The 17,693-nt window shown below is 65.6% G+C and carries 16 protein-coding genes; 14 read left to right on the forward strand and 2 right to left on the reverse strand.

Annotated features, from left to right (window positions below; translation table 11 throughout):
* Positions 1 to 32: 32 nt before the first annotated feature.
* The 12 genes from NUH88_RS16725 (at position 33) to NUH88_RS16780 (ending at position 13,170) form a co-directional block, all read left to right on the forward strand.
* Entirely contained in the window at positions 33 to 932 is a 900-nt protein-coding gene (locus NUH88_RS16725) for a branched-chain amino acid ABC transporter permease (RefSeq protein WP_257767537.1), read from the forward strand.
* Positions 929 to 1,957 carry a branched-chain amino acid ABC transporter permease gene (locus NUH88_RS16730; RefSeq protein WP_257767538.1) on the forward strand — a complete coding sequence of 343 codons (1,029 nt, stop codon included), beginning with the start codon at positions 929 to 931 and terminating at the stop codon, positions 1,955 to 1,957. Before NUH88_RS16725 ends, NUH88_RS16730 begins: the two co-directional genes overlap by 4 nt.
* On the forward strand, positions 1,950 to 2,696 hold the full coding sequence (locus NUH88_RS16735; protein WP_257767539.1) for an ABC transporter ATP-binding protein: 747 nt from the start codon (positions 1,950 to 1,952) through the stop codon (positions 2,694 to 2,696). Before NUH88_RS16730 ends, NUH88_RS16735 begins: the two co-directional genes overlap by 8 nt.
* Positions 2,689 to 3,390 (forward strand): ABC transporter ATP-binding protein, encoded by a 702-nt coding sequence (locus NUH88_RS16740; protein ID WP_257767540.1) that lies wholly within the window; start codon positions 2,689 to 2,691, stop codon positions 3,388 to 3,390. The genes NUH88_RS16735 and NUH88_RS16740 overlap by 8 nt, the downstream gene beginning before the upstream one ends.
* Before the next feature lie 3 nt (positions 3,391 to 3,393).
* Positions 3,394 to 4,683 (forward strand): 3-isopropylmalate dehydratase large subunit, encoded by a 1,290-nt coding sequence (locus tag NUH88_RS16745; protein ID WP_257767541.1) that lies wholly within the window; start codon positions 3,394 to 3,396, stop codon positions 4,681 to 4,683.
* Positions 4,680 to 5,165, forward strand: a complete 486-nt coding sequence (locus NUH88_RS16750; RefSeq protein WP_257767542.1) for a LeuD/DmdB family oxidoreductase small subunit — start codon at positions 4,680 to 4,682, stop codon at positions 5,163 to 5,165. The genes NUH88_RS16745 and NUH88_RS16750 overlap by 4 nt, the downstream gene beginning before the upstream one ends.
* Positions 5,162 to 6,040 carry an isocitrate lyase/PEP mutase family protein gene (locus tag NUH88_RS16755; protein ID WP_257767543.1) on the forward strand — a complete coding sequence of 293 codons (879 nt, stop codon included), beginning with the start codon at positions 5,162 to 5,164 and terminating at the stop codon, positions 6,038 to 6,040. Before NUH88_RS16750 ends, NUH88_RS16755 begins: the two co-directional genes overlap by 4 nt.
* The gene (locus NUH88_RS16760; protein ID WP_257767544.1) at positions 6,040 to 7,773 is read left to right on the forward strand and encodes a hydantoinase B/oxoprolinase family protein; all 1,734 of its coding nucleotides are present in this window, start codon (positions 6,040 to 6,042) and stop codon (positions 7,771 to 7,773) included. Before NUH88_RS16755 ends, NUH88_RS16760 begins: the two co-directional genes overlap by 1 nt.
* Positions 7,770 to 9,839: a hydantoinase/oxoprolinase family protein gene (locus NUH88_RS16765; protein WP_257767545.1), complete on the forward strand. Its 2,070-nt coding sequence runs from the start codon at positions 7,770 to 7,772 to the stop codon at positions 9,837 to 9,839. Before NUH88_RS16760 ends, NUH88_RS16765 begins: the two co-directional genes overlap by 4 nt.
* Positions 9,839 to 10,447, forward strand: coding sequence for a cysteine hydrolase family protein (locus NUH88_RS16770; RefSeq protein WP_257767546.1), 609 nt, complete (start codon positions 9,839 to 9,841; stop codon positions 10,445 to 10,447). Before NUH88_RS16765 ends, NUH88_RS16770 begins: the two co-directional genes overlap by 1 nt.
* Entirely contained in the window at positions 10,444 to 11,826 is a 1,383-nt protein-coding gene (locus NUH88_RS16775; protein ID WP_257767547.1) for an FAD-dependent oxidoreductase, read from the forward strand. The genes NUH88_RS16770 and NUH88_RS16775 overlap by 4 nt, the downstream gene beginning before the upstream one ends.
* A 162-nt stretch (positions 11,827 to 11,988) precedes the next feature.
* Entirely contained in the window at positions 11,989 to 13,170 is a 1,182-nt protein-coding gene (locus tag NUH88_RS16780) for an MFS transporter (RefSeq protein WP_257767548.1), read from the forward strand.
* Positions 13,171 to 13,188: 18 nt separating this feature from the next.
* Here NUH88_RS16780 and fabF read toward each other — a convergent pair whose 3' ends face one another.
* Complete coding sequence (gene fabF, locus NUH88_RS16785) at positions 13,189 to 14,463, reverse strand: beta-ketoacyl-ACP synthase II (RefSeq protein ID WP_257767549.1); 1,275 nt, start codon at positions 14,461 to 14,463, stop codon at positions 13,189 to 13,191.
* A gap of 42 nt (positions 14,464 to 14,505) precedes the next feature.
* A complete protein-coding gene (locus NUH88_RS16790) occupies positions 14,506 to 14,949 on the reverse strand; it encodes a MarR family winged helix-turn-helix transcriptional regulator (RefSeq protein ID WP_257767550.1) in 444 nt (147 codons plus the stop codon).
* A 148-nt stretch (positions 14,950 to 15,097) separates the two neighbouring features.
* Between NUH88_RS16790 and NUH88_RS16795 the strand changes: the two genes are divergently transcribed.
* On the forward strand, positions 15,098 to 16,258 hold the full coding sequence (locus tag NUH88_RS16795) for an ATP phosphoribosyltransferase regulatory subunit (protein WP_257767551.1): 1,161 nt from the start codon (positions 15,098 to 15,100) through the stop codon (positions 16,256 to 16,258).
* A gap of 49 nt (positions 16,259 to 16,307) precedes the next feature.
* Positions 16,308 to 17,600 carry an adenylosuccinate synthase gene (locus tag NUH88_RS16800; protein WP_257767552.1) on the forward strand — a complete coding sequence of 431 codons (1,293 nt, stop codon included), beginning with the start codon at positions 16,308 to 16,310 and terminating at the stop codon, positions 17,598 to 17,600.
* Positions 17,601 to 17,693: the final 93 nt, after the last annotated feature.

Here is a 17,693-nt window from a genome sequence, read left to right on the forward strand (position 1 = left end):
CACTCAATGCGGCCTGAACGCGACTGACATAAATGGATTTTCTCGGTATCAGCCTGCCGTCCTATTCTTTGGAGACGGTATTCGGCTCCGCCATCAGCGGCGTCTTTCTCGGTGCGATCTACGCTCTCGTTGCGCTCGGTTTGACGCTGATCTATGGGGTTCTGCACATCATCAATTTCGCCCATGGCAGTCTCCTGATGCTGGCCATGTACGCTGTGTTCTTTCTTTGGAGCGGGTTCGGGATCGATCCCTATCTCGCGATGCTGATCGTGGTGCCGGGCGGGTTCTGTTTCGGCTATCTCCTGCAGCGCAGCGTGATCGGGCGGGCGAGCCACGGGCGGGACGAGATCATCCTGCTGGCGACCCTCGGGGTCTCCATCGTGCTGGAGAATTTCGCCCTCTTCGCCTTCTCCGCGAACGAGCGCAACGTGCAGGTGCCTTATGATTTCGACGGGATCGATCTCGGCGTCGTCTATGTCGTCTGGCCACAGCTCGCGGCACTCGCGGGCTCGCTTCTGATCACTGCCGCGCTCTGGGCCTTCATGCATTACACGGATACCGGAAAGGCGATCCGCGCCGTTGCCAAGGAGCGGCAGGGCGCGCGCCTGATGGGCATCAATGTCGAGCATATCTTCGCCGTCAGCTTCGGTATCGGCACCGCCTGCGTCGCCGCCGCGGCGAGCCTGCTGGCGCCGACCTATGCGGTCTTCCCGCAAGTCGGCTATCTCTTCGTGCTGATCGCCTTCACCGTCGTCGTGCTCGGCGGCATGGGGAGCTTCGTCGGCGCGCTGGTCGGCGGCCTCATCATCGGGGTGACGGAGCAGATCGGCCGGCTCTATCTCGGCGAGAGCCTCGGACTCATTACCATCTCGGCGATCTTCATCCTGATCCTCCTCTTCCGGCCGACCGGCCTCTTCGGGCAACGCCTATGACCGGGGCAAACGCACAACGGGCCGGCTGGGCGATCCTTATCGCCGCGCTGCTGGTCGCACCCTTCGCGATCCATTCCGGACGCTGGATGGAGTTCATCGAGCTGACGCTCTTCGCCGCGTTGCTCGGGCAGGGCTGGAACATTCTCGGCGGTTATGGCGGGCAATATTCCTTCGGCCACGCGCTGTTCTTCGGAACCGCGGCCTATCTGCAGGCGCTGCTGCAATACAAGCTCGGCTGGAGCCCGTGGGTGACGATGTGGTTTGCCATCGGCGGCGCGGTTGCGGTCGGCGCCTTCGTCGGTTTCCTCAGCTTCCGTTACGGGTTGCGCGGCTCCTACTTCGCGCTGGTGACGCTGGCCTTCGCCGAGGCGTTCCACGTGCTCTCCCGCTCGCTCATTTCCGTCACCGAGGGCGGGCGTGGTGTGCAGCTCGCGTTGAATCAGGATCCGGAGAAGGCGATCGAAACCTTCCAGTTCACCTTCGCCGGTCCGTTCCTTTCCGAGGCCGGCTACTACTACACCATCCTCTTCTGCCTGCTGATCGGTTTCGCCGTTACCGGGTGGCTTAACCATTCCCGTTTCGGCGCGCAGCTCCAGGCCGTGCGCGAGGACGAGGATGCGGCCGAGGCGCTTGGCATCAACGCCTTCCGGGTCAAGATGGGAGCGATCTGCCTCTCCGCCGCGGTGACATCGCTCGCCGGGATCTATTACGTCCAGAAGTTCCTCTTCGTCGATCCGGGCATCGCCTACGGCCCGGGCAAGTCGGTCGAGGCTCTGTTCGCCGCAATCATCGGCGGCCTCGGCACGGTGATCGGCCCGTTGCTCGGTTCCGCTTTCATCCATCTCGTTGGCGAGTTCGCCAAGGAGACCATCGGCGCCATGCTGGGCGATCGGCCGGGCGTCGACCTGATCCTCTTCGGTATCATCCTGGTGTTGATCCTCGCCTACATGCCGCGCGGTCTTGTCGGTCTGGCCGAGGTGATCTGGAAGCGTCTGTCCGCGAAGAAGGAGGACGGTCATGCTTGAGGTCACCTCCCTTACAAAACGCTTCGGCGGGCTGGTCGCGGTGAACGGCGCGAGCCTGCTTGTCGATGAGGGCGAGATCGTCTCCCTGATCGGCCCGAACGGCGCCGGCAAGACCACGCTCTTCGCCTCCATCGCCGGTTTCCTGAAGCCGAACGGCGGCTCCGTCATGCTGGACGGACAGGACATCACCGGCCGCAAACCGCACGAGATCTGCCTTCGCGGCATGGTCCGGACGTTCCAGGTGGTGAAGCCCTTTGCCGGGCTCTCCGTGCGCGAGAACATCGCCGTCGGGGCTCATACACGGATCGCCAACCGGAGCGAGGCGCTGGAACTGGCCTCCGCCGTTGCCGCGCGGGTTGGCATGGGCGGGCGGCTCGACCAGCCTGCGGGCGACCTGACCGTGGCCGGACGCAAGCGGCTCGAGCTGGCGCGGGCGTTGGCGACACAGCCGAAGCTACTGCTGCTAGACGAGGTGATGGCCGGGCTGAACGCGACCGAGATTCTCGAAATCGTCGAGATTATCCAGGGTATCCGCGATAGCGGCGTCACTATCCTGCTCATCGAGCATGTCATGCAGGCGGTGATGAAGCTCTCCGACCGGGCCTATGTGCTGAACTACGGCGAGATCATCGCCGAAGGCAGCCCGACGGAAATCGCGCACGATCCTGATGTGATCGAGGCCTATCTCGGGCACGGCGCTGCGGAACGGATGAAGGCCGCGGGAGGCGCCAATGCTTGAGGTGACGGATCTCCGCGCCGGCTACGGCCAGGCCAAGGTGCTGCACGGCGTTTCGCTCAAGGTCGGCGAGGGCGAACTGGTCGCGCTGCTCGGCAGCAACGGCGCCGGCAAGTCGACGCTTAACAACAATATCTCCGGCATCTTCAAGCCGTTCGCCGGAAGCATCCGGTTCGACGGGATCGAGATCGCCGGAGCCGGATCGGAAGAGATCGTCGACCGGGGCCTGATCCAGGTGCCCGAAGGACGTAGGGTCTTCCCGAACATGACGGTGCGGGAGAATCTCGAACTCGGCTCCTACCGCCGGGCGAAGCCGAACCGGGCGCGCAATATCGAGCATGTGGTCGAGACCTTCCCGCGCCTGAAAGAGCGCTTCGGCCAATATGCCGGGACGCTTTCCGGCGGCGAGCAGCAAATGCTGGCGATCGGGCGGGGCCTGATGGCGGAGCCGCGTCTGCTGATCCTCGACGAGCCGTCGCTCGGCCTTTCGCCGCTGCTGGTGGAGGAGATGTTCGCACTGATCCAGAAGCTGCGCTCGCAAGGGCTCGCGGTCTTCCTGGTCGAGCAGAACGTCGTGCAGTCACTGGAAATCGCCGATCGTGCCTATGTCATGGAAAACGGTCTGATCACCGTTGAAGGCGCGGCGAAGGACCTGATGAACGACGAGGAGCTGCGCCGCTCCTATCTGGGGATGTAGTCCATGGGCCAGCCAACGGGTCAGACGCTCGCGGAAAAAATCATCGCCCGCGCCGCCGGGCAGGACAGCGTCCGGGCAGGCGAGATCGTCACCTGCAAGGTCGATCTCGCCATGATCCACGACAGCGGCGGTCCGCGCCGGGTGAAGCCGGTGCTGGAGCGGCTCGGGGTCAAGGTCTGGGACAACAGCAAGGTGGTCGTCATCTCCGACCATTACGTCCCGGCCGTGGACCAGCAGAGCGCGGCGATCCTGAAGCTCACCCGGGACTGGGTGAAGGAGCAGGAGATCGAGAGCTTCTACGACCAGCAGGGCATCTGCCATGTCGTCCTGCCGGAGCGCGGGCATCTGAAGCCGGGCATGTTCGTGGTCGGCGGCGACAGTCATTCGCCGACTGGAGGTGCCTTCGGTTGCTACATGTTCGGCGTCGGCGCGACGGATATGGCGGGCGTGCTGGTGACCGGCGAGACCTGGATCCGGGTGCCTGAAACCATCCGCATCGACTGGAGGGGGAGCCTGCCGCACGGCTCCTCCGCCAAGGACATGATGCTCAAGCTCTGCGCCACGCTTGGCATGGATGGCGGCGATTACCAGGCGGTGGAATATACCGGCAGCACCATCGCCGGCCTCTCGATGACCGAGCGCATGACCATGTCCAACATGGCGGCCGAACTAGGTGCCCAGGCGGGTCTGATCGCCGCCGACGGCACGACGGCCGATTATATCCGCGCCGCAGGAGCCAATCCGTCGGAGGGCACGCCTTTCCGCGGCGACGAGGATGCGGTCTATCGCGTGACCCACGAATTCGACGCTTCGGCGCTCGGCCCGCAGGTCGCGGCGCCGGACAGCCCGGCCAATTCGGGTCCGGTGGAGGAGGCGGACGATGTCGCCGTTGATCAGTGCTATATCGGCGCCTGTACGGGCGCGAAGCTGGAAGACCTCCGCATGGCAGCCGAAGTGCTCGGTGGGCGCAAGGTCGCGAGTTCGACACGCCTGCTGATCGCACCGGCATCCACGCGCGTTACGGCTGCTGCTGCGGCCGACGGAACCCTCGCCAAGTTGACTGAGGCGGGCGCGATCCTGATGCCGTCCGGTTGCGGCGCCTGCGCGGGCTACGGTGCGGGTGTGTTGGCCGAAGGCGAGACCTGCATGGCCTCCACCGCGCGCAACTTCAAAGGCCGCATGGGCGCGCGTTCCTCCAAGGTTTATCTCGGTTCACCCTACACGGTGGCGGCGACGGCGGTGCGCGGCCGGGTCGCCGATCCGCGGCCTTTCCTCGCGGAGAACGGCGCATGAGCAAGGTTTGGAAATACGGCGACAATGTCGATACCGACCTGCTTGCCCCCGGCGCCTACATGAAAGGCCCGATCGAGGAGTTGGCGGCGCATTGTCTAGAAGCCATCGACCTCGATTTCGCCAGGCAGGTTCAGCCGGGCGACGTCATCGTCGCGGGGCGCAATTTCGGCATCGGCTCCAGCCGCGAGCAGGCGGCCGAGGTGCTGGTCCGTCTCGGCGTGAAGGCGGTGATCGCCAAGAGCTTCGGCGGGATCTTCTACCGCAACGCCTTCAATCTCGGCTTGCTGGCGCTGGTTGCCGATGCGGAGGCCGATGTCGAGGTCGGACACGAGCTGGAGCTCGATCCGGCTTCCGGCACGATCACCAACAAGACCACCGGCGCGACCATTGCCGCCGAACCTGTTCCCGAGCATCTCCGCCGCATCGTCGCGGCCGGCGGGCTCGTTCCCTATCTCGAGCAACGACTGGAGAAACACTCATGACGCCCTCAAGCGTCCTGAAACAACGACTGAAGCAGTCCGGTATTCTCGTGGCGCCCGGCGTATTCGACGCCTTCAGCGCCATGGCGGCGGCCAAGGCCGGGTTCGAGGCGCTCTACGTCTCCGGCGCCTCCATCGCCTATACGCGTCTTGGCCGCCCCGATATCGGTCTCTTCGGCCTCGAGGAAGTCGCCGATGTGGTCTCGCATATCTCCGAGCGCGTTGACCTGCCGCTTGTCGTCGACGCCGATACGGGCTTCGGCAACGCGCTCAACGTGCAGCGCACCGTCCGTCTGCTGGAGCGCTCCGGCGCCGCCGGGATCCAGATCGAGGATCAGGCGATGCCGAAGCGCTGCGGCCATCTCGACGGCAAGGCGCTGGTCTCCAAGTCGGAAATGGCCGGCAAGATCCGCGCCGCCGTCGATGCGCGGCGGGACGAGGCGACCCAGATCGTCGCCCGCACCGACGCGATTGGCGTCGAGGGCTTCGAGGCGGCGCTGGAACGTGCGGCGGCCTACAAGGAAGCAGGCGCCGACGTGCTCTTCGTCGAGGCGCCGCGCGACGAGGCGGAAATTGCCGAGGTAGTGAAGCGCTTCGGTGCCGACATTCCTCTGCTTGCCAACCAGGTGGAGGGCGGCAAGACCCCGGCGATGACGGCGGAGGAATTGCAGGAAGCCGGCTTCGACATCGTGATCTTCCCGGGCGGGCTGATGCGTGCGCTCGCCGTCACCATTACCGAGTATTTCCAGAGCCTGCATGCCAACGGTTCGACCAAGCCGTTCCAGGACAGGATGCTCGATTTCCGCCAGTTGAACGAACTGCTCGGCACGCCGGGTATCCTCGAGGCGGGCCGTAAATACGATGGGGAGAGCGTCTGATGGCCGCGCTCGATCCGGTCACGCTCGCGGTTTTGAAGGGGCGGCTTGAGCAGATCGCGGACGAGATGGACGCGACCCTGTTCCGCAGTGCCTTTAACCCGATCATCGCCGAGGCGCATGACGCGTCCCACGGCCTCTATCACGCGACCACCGGCGAGACGCTGGTGCAGGGCAAGTCCGGCCTGCCGATCTTCGTCGGTGCCATGTCCTTCGCCGTGAAGGCCGTGATCGACAAGTTCGGCGGCGAGGGGATCGAAGAGGGCGACGTCTTCATCTTCAACGATCCCTACGAGGGCGGCACCCACCTTTCCGACTTCAAGCTGGTGCAGCCCTTCTACCGCGACGGGGAGCTCTTCTGCTTCCTCGCCTCGGTCGGCCACTGGCACGATGTCGGCGGCAACGTGCCGGGGAACTACAATCCGGTCGCGACCGAATGTTTCCAGGAAGGGATGATGATCCCGCCGGTGAAGCTCTTCTCGAAGGGTGAGATGCGCACTGACGTGATCGATATCCTGAAGGCCAATTCACGGCTGCCGGGCAGCCTCTACGGCGACCTGAACGGACAGATCAACGCACTCCGTCTCGGCAACGAGCGGCTGCACGCGCTGCTCGACGAATACGGTGCCGGAACCGTCGCCGGCGCTATGACAGAGCTCCGCGACCGCGCGGGCAAGCTCATGCGCAGCCTGATCCGCGACATGCCGGACGGGCGCTATTCGGCAGATGATTTTCTCGACAATGACGGCATCGTGGACGAGCCGCTCCGGATCGCGCTGGATATCGTTATCGCGGGCGAGAAAATGGTGCTGGACTTCTCCCGTACCTCGCCGGCCTGCGACGGGCCGGTGAACATTTCCCGCTCGACCGCCATTGCCTCCTGCTATGTGGCGCTGAAGCATGTCTTCAAGGACGTGCCGGCCAATGCGGGTGTGCTTTCGCCGATCGAGTTCGTGATCCCGGACGGAAGCCTCCTCAGCGTCTCCGCGCCGAAGCCGGTGGGCGGCTACACGGAAACCATCCTGCGCATCATCGACACGGTCTTCGTCGCGCTCAGCACGGCGGCGCCGGAGCGGGTGAACGGCTGCGCCTACGGCACGATCAACGCGCTCTCGCTCGCCGGACACCGCAAGGACGGGCGACGCTGGGTGATGTTCTCCTTCTTTGGCGGCGGCCACGGCGGAAATCCGGAGGGCGATGGCCTCAACCACGGCAACGCGCCGATCTCGACCGCGACGATCCCGCCGATGGAAATCCTCGAGGCCGCCTATCCGGTGCGCTTCACCCAGTGGGCGCTCCGCCCCGACAGCGGCGGCGCCGGACGGCATCGCGGCGGGCTCGGCGCGATTTATGAGATCGAGTTGCTGGAAGAGAAGGCGGACGTCTTCCTCTTCGGCGAGCGCGGCCGCTTTGCGCCGAAGGGCGTGGTCGGCGGCGGCGCGGCGGCGCTGAATAGATTCACCTACGAGCAGGCGGATGGTGACCACACCCCGCCGATGGCCTCCAAGATGGTCGGTATCAAGCTGGCGAAGGGTCAGAAGGTGCGGCTGGAGACGCCGGGCGGCGGCGGTTACGGCGACGTGCTGGAGCGCGATCCGGCCGTGGTCGCGGAAGACGTGCGCCTCGGCTATGTGAGCGCCGGGGCCGCCAAAGAGACCTATCGCACCATCATTGCGGCCGACGGTTCTGTCGATGCCGCTGCTACCGAAATCCTGCGCGCGGAGTCTGCGCAATGAATGACATGAGCCGGAAGACCGTCGTCGGAGTCGATGTCGGCGGGACTTTCACCGATCTCTTCTTCCTCGACGAGGCGGCCGGGACCTGCGGCGTTGCCAAGGTGCCCTCGACCAAGCCGGACCAGTCTCAAGGTATCCGCGGCGGGATCGCCGAGGGCGGTGTCGAACTCGGCGCCATCGGCACCATCGTGCACGGCACCACGGTCGGCACCAACGCGCTGTTGGAGCGTAACGGCGCCCGCACGGGGGTGATCACCACAACCGGGTTCCGCGACGTGCTGGAAATGCGCCGGCGCGACCGGCCGCAGACCTGGGGCCTCTGGGGCAGCTTCGATCCCGTGGTTCCGCGCGATCTCCGCCTCGAGGTGGACGAGCGGGTGCTGGCGGACGGTTCGGTCCACACGCCGGTCGATCCGGAAGCGGTCAAGGCGGCGGCGAAGACCCTGCTGGAGCGCGGAGCCGAGTCGGTTTGCGTCTTCTTCGTCAATGCCTATGCCAACGACGCGAACGAGAAGATCGCGCTGGACGCGGTGAAGCAGGTCTGGCCGAACCCGCATGTGACGGCATCCAGCGTGATCCTGCCGGAGATCCGCGAGTTCGAGCGCGGCTCGACCGCCTCGCTCAATGCCTATCTGCAGCCGCCGGTCGGGAACTATCTCGAACGGCTGGAAGACGGGCTGCGCGGCGGCGGTTTCGGCGGCCAGGTACTGATCGTGCAGTCGAACGGCGGCGTCATGTCGGCCGAGGTGGCGCGCGCCCTGCCGGTACGCACCGCTCTCTCCGGCCCGGCGGCCGGCGTCATCGCTGGGGCCTATATCGCCGAGGCGGCGGGCGAGCCGAATATCATCACCTGCGACATGGGCGGCACCAGTTTCGACGTCTCGCTCGTGGCAGACGGCGAAAGTGCGCTCAGCGCCCAGACCTCGATCGATTTCGGCATGGTCGTCCGCACCCCGATGATCGAGATCACCACCATCGGCGCCGGCGGCGGTTCCATCGCCTCGGTCGACCGGGGCGGGTTGCTGCAGGTCGGGCCGGAAAGCGCCGGTTCCGACCCGGGGCCGGTCTGCTACGGGCTCGGCAACAAACGGCCGACCGTGACCGACGCGAACGTGGTCATGGGTCGGATCAACGCCGAGCGTCCGATCGGCGGCAAGCTTGCCCGGCTCGACGTCGAGGCGGCGAAAGAAGCGATCCGCGTCCATGTCGCCGACCCGCTCGGGATCGAAGTGATGGAGGCGGCGGAAGCCATCGTCCGTGTCGCCAACGCCAAGATGGCGGGCGCGATCCGTCTCGTCTCCATCGAGCGCGGGCACGATCCGAAGAGCTTCACCGCCATGCCGTTCGGCGGCGGGGGCGCGCTCCATACCGGCGCGCTCATCAAGGAAGTCGGCCTCGCCCGGGCGCTGGTCCCGCGCTATCCCGGCGTCACCAGCGCGCTCGGCTGCGTCATCGCGGATATGCGGCACGACCGGGTGCAGACTCTGAACACGATGCTGGAAGATCTCGATACTGCGGAGCTGAACGGCATTGTCGCGGAGATCGTCGCCGAGGCCGAAGGCCTGCTCTCCGGCGCAGACGTCGTCTTCGAAGGCGTCGAGCGGCTGGTCGAGTTCGACATGCTCTATCTCGGCCAGACCCATACAGTCTCGGTTCCGGTGAGCGGAGCGGTCGAGGGTGGTAAGGCCGTGCTCGACACTACAAAGATCCGTGCCGCCTTCGAGGAGACCTACCGGGCAACCTTTGGCAGTTTGCTGGAAGGGATCGGTATCCGCGTTATGAACCTTCGCGTCGCCGTCATCGGCAAGCGGCCGAAATTCGATCTCGCCCTGTTGGCTCCTGCCGCGGGCGGTTCGGACGCGGCTTCGCGCACCGGCGAACGGAAGATCTGGTTCGACGGCCAATGGTGGGACAGCCCGATCTATGACCGGCTCTCGCTTCCGGTCGGGGCCGAGGTTCCGGGGCCGGCTGTACTGGAGCAGGCGGATACCACGATCATCGTCGATCCGGATCTCAAAGGCACGGTCGACAGCTACGGCAATTTCGTGATCGCGAGGAAAGGCTGATGGCGGGCAGATTCGACCCGGCGACCACGGCGCTGTTGCTGGTCGACATGCAGAACGATTTCCTTCATCCCGAGGGCGCCTATGCCCGTGGCGGCGCCAAGGCGGTCGAGATCGCGGCCCTGCCGGCCAAGCTGAAGCCGGTGGCGGATGCCATGCGGGCGGCCGGCGGCTGGATCGTCTCGACCCATTTTACCCTGGTGCCGGGCAAGGGCGGCGAGCCTTTCATCTCGCCGCACCTGAAGCAGCTCCGTCCGTTCCTCCGGAAAGGCGACTTCGCCCCCGGCGGTTTCGGGCAGGACCTGATCGACGAGCTGGCACCGGCCGACATCAAGGTCGAGAAGGTGGCTTTCTCCGCCTTCTACATGAGCCGCCTCGAATGGGTGCTGAACCGCGCCGGGATCGAGCATCTCGTGGTCGGCGGGATCGTCACCAACGGCGGCGTCGCCTCGACGGTGCGGGACGCCCATGTGCGGGATTTTCACGTCACCGTTCTCTCGGACGGCTGTGCTGCCTTCTCACCGGAAGTGCACGAGACCAACATCGCTGCGCTGAAGAGCGTCGCGGGGATCGAGACCTGCGCGGAAATGATCGGAAGGCTCACCGCATGATCGGGATCGCGTCCGCCGAAGAGGTTGAATTCGAGGCCCGAGTCCAGATCGTGATCGTCGGTGCCGGGGCTTGCGGGCTGACGGCCGCGCTGGCGGCGGCTGACGCGGGGGGAGAGGTGCTGGTGCTGGAGCGGGACGAGAGTCCGTTCGGCTCCACCTCCATGTCTTCGGGCTTCATTCCCGCGCCGGCGACGCGCTGGCAGCATGCAAAGGGGATCGACGACGATCCCGGGCTGTTCCTTGAGGATATCCAGCGCAAATCCCACGACCGTTCCGACCCGACGGTGGCGGCGGAAGTGGTCGAGGCCATCGGCCCCGCCCTCGAATGGCTCGAAGATGAGCATGGCATTCCCTTCGAGCTGCTGGACGGTTTTCTCTATCCGGGGCACAGCCGGCTCCGGATGCATGCGGTGCCGGAGCACACGGGCGAGGCGCTGCTGACGCGGCTGCTTCAGGCGGTGATGGAGGCGGGCGTTCCGGTCATGACCGGCGCCCGCGTGACGACGCTTTTCGCCGACGAGGACGGCATGATCGCCGGGGTCGAGGTGACGCGGCCGGACGGCAGCCAGGAGATGATCGGCTGCGGCAGCCTGATTCTCGCCTGCAACGGCTATGGCGGCAATCCGGACATGGTGGCGGAGCATATTCCCACGATGGCTGGCGCCGAATATCACGGGCATGCGGGGAATACGGGCGACGCGGTGATCTGGGGCGAGGCGCTCGGTGCGGAGATCCGCGATCTGACGGGCTGCCAGGGGCATGGCTCACTTGCCATGCCGCACCGGATCCTGATCACCTGGGCGTTGATGATGGAAGGCGGCATCCAGGTGAACCGCACCGGCGGGCGTTTCGCCAACGAGCATCAAGGCTATAGCGAGCAGGCGGTCGACGTGCTGAAGCAGCCGGGCGGCATCGCTTTCGACATTTATGACGCACGGCTGCATACGCTCGGGCTGGAGTTTCCGGATTACCGGGACGCGGTTCATGCGGGTGCCGTCCGCCAATGTAACGATTTGGAGACTTTGGCCGAGTTTACCGGCGCTCCGCAGCAGAATCTGGAGGCCGCAATGTCGGAAACCTACGAGGACGAGGTCGACCGGTTCGGCCGCGATCTCGGCAAGACGCCGCCGCTTCAGGCGCCCTTCTTTGCCGTCCGCGTCACCGGCGCCCTGTTCCACACCCAGGGCGGATTGGCCGTCGATGGCGAAGCGCGGGTGCTGCGCGAGGACGGCTCCAGCTTTCTCAACCTATTCGCCGCAGGCGGCGCCGCCGTCGGCGTCTCCGGGCCGGAAATCTCGGGCTATCTCTCCGGCAACGGTCTGCTCACGGCCGTGGCGCTCGGCCGCATCGCGGGCGAGGCCGCCGCCACAGTCTGGTGATGCCGGCGCCCCGGCATTGACACCGGGATGCCCGGCGGTAAGGTCCGTCCTCGTGGGGTAACGTCCTCATCCCATCATGGGTAGAACGTCCGGGAACGGCCCGGTCCATCCGGGCTGGAATCGCCGCCGCTTTCCCGACCTTGCCAAAGCACAGCGCTCGACATGACCGACCGTCCCGATGTTCAGGCCGACGATTCCGGCCCTCCGCTCGAGGGAACGCCGAGAAGCCGCTGGGCGCTGCTGCGCTGGTTCGTCTCCTCCGCGACCTTGAACGTACCCCAGGCGGCGAGCCCGGTCGCGTTCTCGCTGCTCACGCTCAGCCTCACCGGCGATGCCAGCGGGGGCGCGGCGCTGATCCTGGTCATGACGCTGGCCCAGGTGCTTGGCGCGGTCCCGATCACACGCCTTGGCCGGAACGTGCCCGCGGCGCGCTATCTGCAGCTCCTGATTCTGACCCGGACGGCGGCGCTGACGCTTTTGGCGCTTCTGGCCTTCTCCGGCGTCCCCTTTATCTGGCTGTTCGTCTGCGCGGCGGTCGCGGGCTCGGTGAACGGCGCCGCATTTGGGTATCTGCGCTCGATCCTAAACAACCTGACCACGATTTCAGGATTACCCAGGGCCCTCGGAATCGCGGCGACGCTCGGCGAGGTCACCTTCGTTCTGTCTCCGGTGATCGCGTCCGGCCTCGGGAGCATCTCGCCCATCTTCGCCATCCTGGCGCTGGCGGCGCTCGGCGCCGTCCCCTGCCTGATCGTTCCGCATATCGCATCGGTCCATGGCGAGAAGGTACAGACGGCCAAGACCTCGGTACTGACACCCGCGGTTGCCCTCTGGCTGCTGTGTGCGACCGTGGGCGGCGCTGTGGTCGCCTCGATCGAGATCGGCGCCGTCGCCCTCGCGCTCAAGTTCGGTTACGAGCCCGCGCTTGCCATTATGTTCACCGTGCCGCTTTGCGTCGCTTCGGTATTGGGCGGCATCTGGGTCAGTGTTTTCAATCGCAGTCTGTCCCGCATGACTGTGGTCCTTCTCTTGTTGCTGATGGCCGTCGGCGCCACGCTGGCCGCGTCGGGCCTGTCCCTCGCGACGACAATCGCCGGGGCGGTCATCATTGGCGCTGTTATCGCGCCCCTTGGAACTTACTATTCCCTGACCCTCGATACTCTCGTCCCGCCGGATAAGCGCCCGGAGGTTTTTGCTCTGTTGCGGACAGGGAACGCGGTCGGAGTCATCTTCGCGAGCGCGGTCATGACCGCCGTTTCCATCTCGGCGGCACTGGGAGCGGTTGCGGCGGCGATGTTTGCTGTAGCGCTTCTGGTCGCGGCCGCGTCGTTGCCAAAGCGGTGACACGGCCGCGACCGGTGGCTAGGCCCTGAGTGCCTTGAGGCAGAGCGCGGCGTTCACGCCGCCGAAGCCGAAACTGTTGCAGAGCGCTGCGCCGATATTGCTCGCGCGTGCCGTCAGGGGCACGAAATCGAGATCCTCCGAGCCGGCATCCGGGGCGTTGAAATTCAATGTCGGGGGCAGCATGCCGCGCAACACGGCAAGCGCGGTGAAGACGGCCTCGACGCCGCCGGCCGCGCCGAGCAGGTGACCGACAGCGGATTTCGTCGAGGAGATCGGCGTTGCCGCGAGGGCCTTGCCGAATACACGGCGCAGGGCCGCCAGTTCCGCCCGGTCGCCGACCGGGGTGGAAGTGGCATGACCGTTGACGTAACCGATCTCCTCCGGCGCGATCCCCGCGCGTTTCAGGCAGGCGGAGATGGCGAGCGCCGCGCCGCCGCCGTCTTCCGGCCCGGCGGTGAGGTGATAGGCGTCGGCGCTGGTGCCGTATCCCGCGACTTCCAGCAGCGGAACGGCGCCGCGCGACTCCGCGTGGCTCTTGCGTTCCAGAACCACCAGCCCGGCGCCCTCTCCGAGCACGAAACCGTCCCGGTCCCGGTCGTAGGGGCGGGAGGCGGCGCCCGGATCCTCGTTCCGGGTGGATAGCGCCCGCGCGGCGGCGAAGCCGCCGATGGTCAGCCGGTCGATGCAGGCCTCGGTCCCACCGGCGAGCACCACATCCGCTTCGCCCGAACGGATCAGGCGTACCCCGTCGCCGATCGCCTGAAGTCCTGCGGCGCAGGCCGTGACCGGAGTGTCGATCGGACCTCGGAAGCCGTAGCGGATCGATATGTTTCCCGCTGCGAGGTTGCCGAGGAAGGAGGGGATGACGAAAGGGGAGAGACGGCGGTAGCCGCGCTGATCGAGCGTGGCCTTGGCCTCGGTGATGGTCGGAAAACCCCCAATTCCGGTGGCGACCGCAGTCGCCGTACGGTCTCGGCTGTCCTGGTCCTGCGGCTTCCAACCCGCCTGGCTGAGTGCTTCTTCCGCTGCCGCGAGGGCGTAGATGGTGAAGAGATCGACCTTCTTCCGCTCCTTCGTCGAGACCACGGAATCGATATCGAGGCCGGCTTCCGCATCCTCATTCTTCGACGGCACCAATCCGGCGAAACGGGTCGGCAGGTCGGAGACATCGACGCGGTCGATGGCACGGATGCCAGACCGGCCCTCAAGGAGGCGCTTCCAGACCGCCTCGACGCCCGTGCCAAGCGGTGTGACAAGTCCCATTCCGGTAATCACGATCGGATCGTCAGACATGTTCTGCTCCAGTTATGTATATGCACAACTTTGGTTAAATAATCAGTTCAGATCGCTCAGGATTTGCAGGGCTTCCTGAACCTTGTTCCATTTCTCTTCTCCCAGATCCTCTTTGATCCGGTCGTGCGCTTCGAACCAGATCGGGATGAAATCGGCGACGCATTTCGCGCCCTCCGGGGTCAGCTCGACGCGCTGGGCGCGGCCGCGTCCCTCGGCTTCCGAGGAAATGAGCCCTTTCTTGCGCAATACCTTGAGGTTCCGGGTGAGCGCGCTCCGTTCGATGGCGGTGCGTTCCGCGAGCGCACTGACAGACTCGAAGCCGCCGCCGGAGATTGAAAAGAGGAGTAAGATCTGCGGCGCGCTGAGATCGAGCGGCAGATCCAGTCTGTTGTAGCGCCGGGTGATCGACCGGGCTGCCCGGCGCGTTTTCAGCACCAGGCAGTTGGCAGACATGTATCCAGCCAGCTTCGCGTCCATGTCCGCCATTTAATGTGCATATGCACATCTGTAAAGAGCGAATAAAGCTGTGCTGTGACGGAAACGGGAGCCTGCCCGGCGCCAGCATCCGGTTGCGGCAGCGGCACAAAACCGCTAGGACAAGGCGCTTTTTTGCCTTCAGAGCCGGAGAGACCGCGTGTCGCATCCAGACAGCGAGAGCGAACTGACAAGACGCGCCCTGCTGCCCGCGGGACTGCGCGACGTGCTTCCGCTGGACGCGGCGCATGAGGCGCGGGTCATCGAGGCGCTGCTGGCGCAGTGCGCCGCGCATGGCTACGACCGGGTGAAGCCGCCGCTGGTCGAGTTCGAGGCGTCGCTTTTCGCCGGTCCCGGCGCGGCGATGAGCGACAAGACCTTCCGTCTGATGGACCCGGTCTCGCAGAAGATGATGGGCGTACGTGCGGACATGACCGTGCAGATTGCGCGCATCGCGACCACGCGCCTGAAGAGCGAACCGAGACCGCTCCGTCTCTGCTATGCGGGCGAAGTGCTCCGGGTCTCCGCCAACCAGCTCAGCCCCGAACGAGAACTTGTCCAGGTCGGTGCGGAACTGCTCGGCGGCGACAGCGTCGCGGCGGATGTCGAGCCGATTTTGCTGGCTGTTGAGGCGCTTCGTTCGATTGGAGTCCAGAACCTTTCGGTCGATCTGACCGCGCCACGGGTGATCCCGGTGCTGCTCGGGGAAGCGGAACTCGATCCTGATACGCTTGCGGCACTCCGGGCCGCGATCGACCGCAAGCATGCCTCCGAGGTCAGCAAGCTGGCGGGTCCTATGGAGCCTGTCCTCACCGATCTGATGGCGGCTGCCGGGGCCTGGCAGGACTCTCTGAAGCAGCTCCAGTCTGTCTCCCTTCCGGAGGCGGCCCGCGCGGCGATTGATCGGATCGCATCCATTGCGGAAAGCGTGTCGGCGGTCGAGCCGGAGCTTGCGATGACCATCGATCCCGTGGAAAACCGGGGCTTCGAGTACTACACCGGATATGGTTTCAGCCTGTTTTCCCGCGGTGTGCGTGGCGAACTCGGACGCGGCGGCCGTTACCGGGTCGACGGCGGAGAAGGCCTGCGTTCAGCCGGATTCACGCTCTACATGGAAACCGTGATGCGGGCGCTGCCGGAGCCGGTGCGGCCGGACCGGCTCTATCTTCCGTTCGGGACGTCCGCCGAAACGGCCCGCGCGCTTCGCGCCGAGGGCTGGATCACCATCGCGGGATTGGACAAAGAAGGCGAACCGGCGCTAGAAGCATCGCGCCTCGGCTGCAGCCATCTGCTGAAGGACGGAGCGCCGGCGGCGCTCTGAACCCGGGCCGCTCACATGCGGTCGGATCTAGAGAAAGACGAGACAGACCATGAGAAACGTCACCGTGATCGGCGCCCAGTGGGGCGACGAAGGCAAGGGCAAGATCGTCGACTGGCTCTCGGAACGCGCCGATGTGATCGTGCGCTTCCAGGGCGGGCATAATGCCGGCCATACGCTGGTGATCGGCAACCAGACCTACAAGCTGAGCCTTCTGCCGTCCGGCGTCGTGCGCGAAGGCAAGCTCTCCGTGATCGGCAACGGCGTCGTGGTCGATCCGTGGGCGCTCGCGAGCGAGATCGAGACCCTCGGCAAGGCCGGCGTGAAGATCACCACCGACTGCCTCATCATCGCCGACAACGCCTCGCTCATCCTGCCGGTGCACCGGCGGATCGACCAGGCCCGCGAGGCGGTGAAAGGCGAGGGCAAGATCGGTACGACGGGTCGCGGCATCGGCCCCGCCTACGAGGACAAGGTCGCCCGCCGCGCGGTCAAAGTCTCCGATCTCGCCGATCCGGAGTGCCTTGCGACGCGCGTCCGCGAACTGGTCGCGCATCACAATATCTTCCTGAAGGGCGCGGGCGAGGACCAGGTCGATCCGGAAGAGACCCTCGCCGAGCTTAAGGAGATCTCCAAGACGGTTCTGCCGTTCGTGAAGCCGGTCTGGCGCGAGCTGGAAGCGGCCGTCGCTGCCGACAAGCGCATTCTCTTCGAGGGCGCACAGGGCGTGATGCTGGACGTCGATCACGGCACCTATCCGTTCGTCACCTCCTCCAACACGGTTGCAGGGCAGGCGGCGGCCGGTTCGGGCCTCGGCCCGCGCGATGTCGGATACGTACTTGGCCTGGTGAAGGCCTATACGACCCGTGTCGGCTCCGGTCCATTTCCGACCGAGCTTGACGATGACAATGGCCAGCGCCTCGGCGAACGGGGACGGGAATTCGGGACCGTGACCGGTCGCAAGCGCCGTTGCGGCTGGTTCGACGCCGTGATGGTTCGGCAGGCGCTGAAGGTCTCGGGCGTCGATGGTATCGCGCTCACCAAGCTGGACGTGCTGGACGGTTTCGACGAACTGAAGATCTGCGTCGGCTATGAATTGAACGGTGAGACCATCGACTATTTCCCGTCCGGTGTCGGCCCGCAGGCTGCCGTCAAGCCGATCTACGAGACGGTCGAGGGCTGGTCCGAAAGCACTTTCGGCGCGCGGTCCTGGGCGGATCTGCCGGCCAACGCGGTGAAATACATCCGCTATGTCGAGGAACTGATCGAGACCCCGGTCGCCCTGCTCTCCACCAGTCCGGAGCGCGAGGACACCATCCTGGTCCACGATCCGTTCCGCGGCTGAGGCCTGAGAGAGAGCTACAATCACGGCGGATAACCCCCTTCCGCCGCTGCTTTTTCTTGCAATCTTTGCGAAAGCTTGGGAAACCCGTTGGGT

Source organism: Nisaea acidiphila (assembly GCF_024662015.1).
In the GTDB taxonomy this organism is placed as follows: domain Bacteria; phylum Pseudomonadota; class Alphaproteobacteria; order Thalassobaculales; family Thalassobaculaceae; genus Nisaea; species Nisaea acidiphila.

Bases quoted from the DNA above. Each gene is read 5' to 3' on its own strand.
- NUH88_RS16725 (WP_257767537.1), top strand. From the start codon at position 33: ATGGATTTTCTCGGTATCAGCCTGCCGTCCTATTCTTTGGAGACGGTA.
- NUH88_RS16745 (WP_257767541.1), top strand. From the start codon at position 3,394: ATGGGCCAGCCAACGGGTCAGACGCTCGCGGAAAAAATCATCGCCCGC.
- NUH88_RS16730 (WP_257767538.1), top strand. From the start codon at position 929: ATGACCGGGGCAAACGCACAACGGGCCGGCTGGGCGATCCTTATCGCC.
- NUH88_RS16750 (WP_257767542.1), top strand. From the start codon at position 4,680: ATGAGCAAGGTTTGGAAATACGGCGACAATGTCGATACCGACCTGCTT.
- NUH88_RS16775 (WP_257767547.1), top strand. From the start codon at position 10,444: ATGATCGGGATCGCGTCCGCCGAAGAGGTTGAATTCGAGGCCCGAGTC.
- fabF (WP_257767549.1), bottom strand. From the start codon at position 14,463: ATGTCTGACGATCCGATCGTGATTACCGGAATGGGACTTGTCACACCG.
- NUH88_RS16770 (WP_257767546.1), top strand. From the start codon at position 9,839: ATGGCGGGCAGATTCGACCCGGCGACCACGGCGCTGTTGCTGGTCGAC.
- NUH88_RS16765 (WP_257767545.1), top strand. From the start codon at position 7,770: ATGAATGACATGAGCCGGAAGACCGTCGTCGGAGTCGATGTCGGCGGG.
- NUH88_RS16740 (WP_257767540.1), top strand. From the start codon at position 2,689: ATGCTTGAGGTGACGGATCTCCGCGCCGGCTACGGCCAGGCCAAGGTG.
- NUH88_RS16790 (WP_257767550.1), bottom strand. From the start codon at position 14,949: ATGGCGGACATGGACGCGAAGCTGGCTGGATACATGTCTGCCAACTGC.
- NUH88_RS16800 (WP_257767552.1), top strand. From the start codon at position 16,308: ATGAGAAACGTCACCGTGATCGGCGCCCAGTGGGGCGACGAAGGCAAG.
- NUH88_RS16755 (WP_257767543.1), top strand. From the start codon at position 5,162: ATGACGCCCTCAAGCGTCCTGAAACAACGACTGAAGCAGTCCGGTATT.
- NUH88_RS16780 (WP_257767548.1), top strand. From the start codon at position 11,989: ATGACCGACCGTCCCGATGTTCAGGCCGACGATTCCGGCCCTCCGCTC.
- NUH88_RS16735 (WP_257767539.1), top strand. From the start codon at position 1,950: ATGCTTGAGGTCACCTCCCTTACAAAACGCTTCGGCGGGCTGGTCGCG.
- NUH88_RS16760 (WP_257767544.1), top strand. From the start codon at position 6,040: ATGGCCGCGCTCGATCCGGTCACGCTCGCGGTTTTGAAGGGGCGGCTT.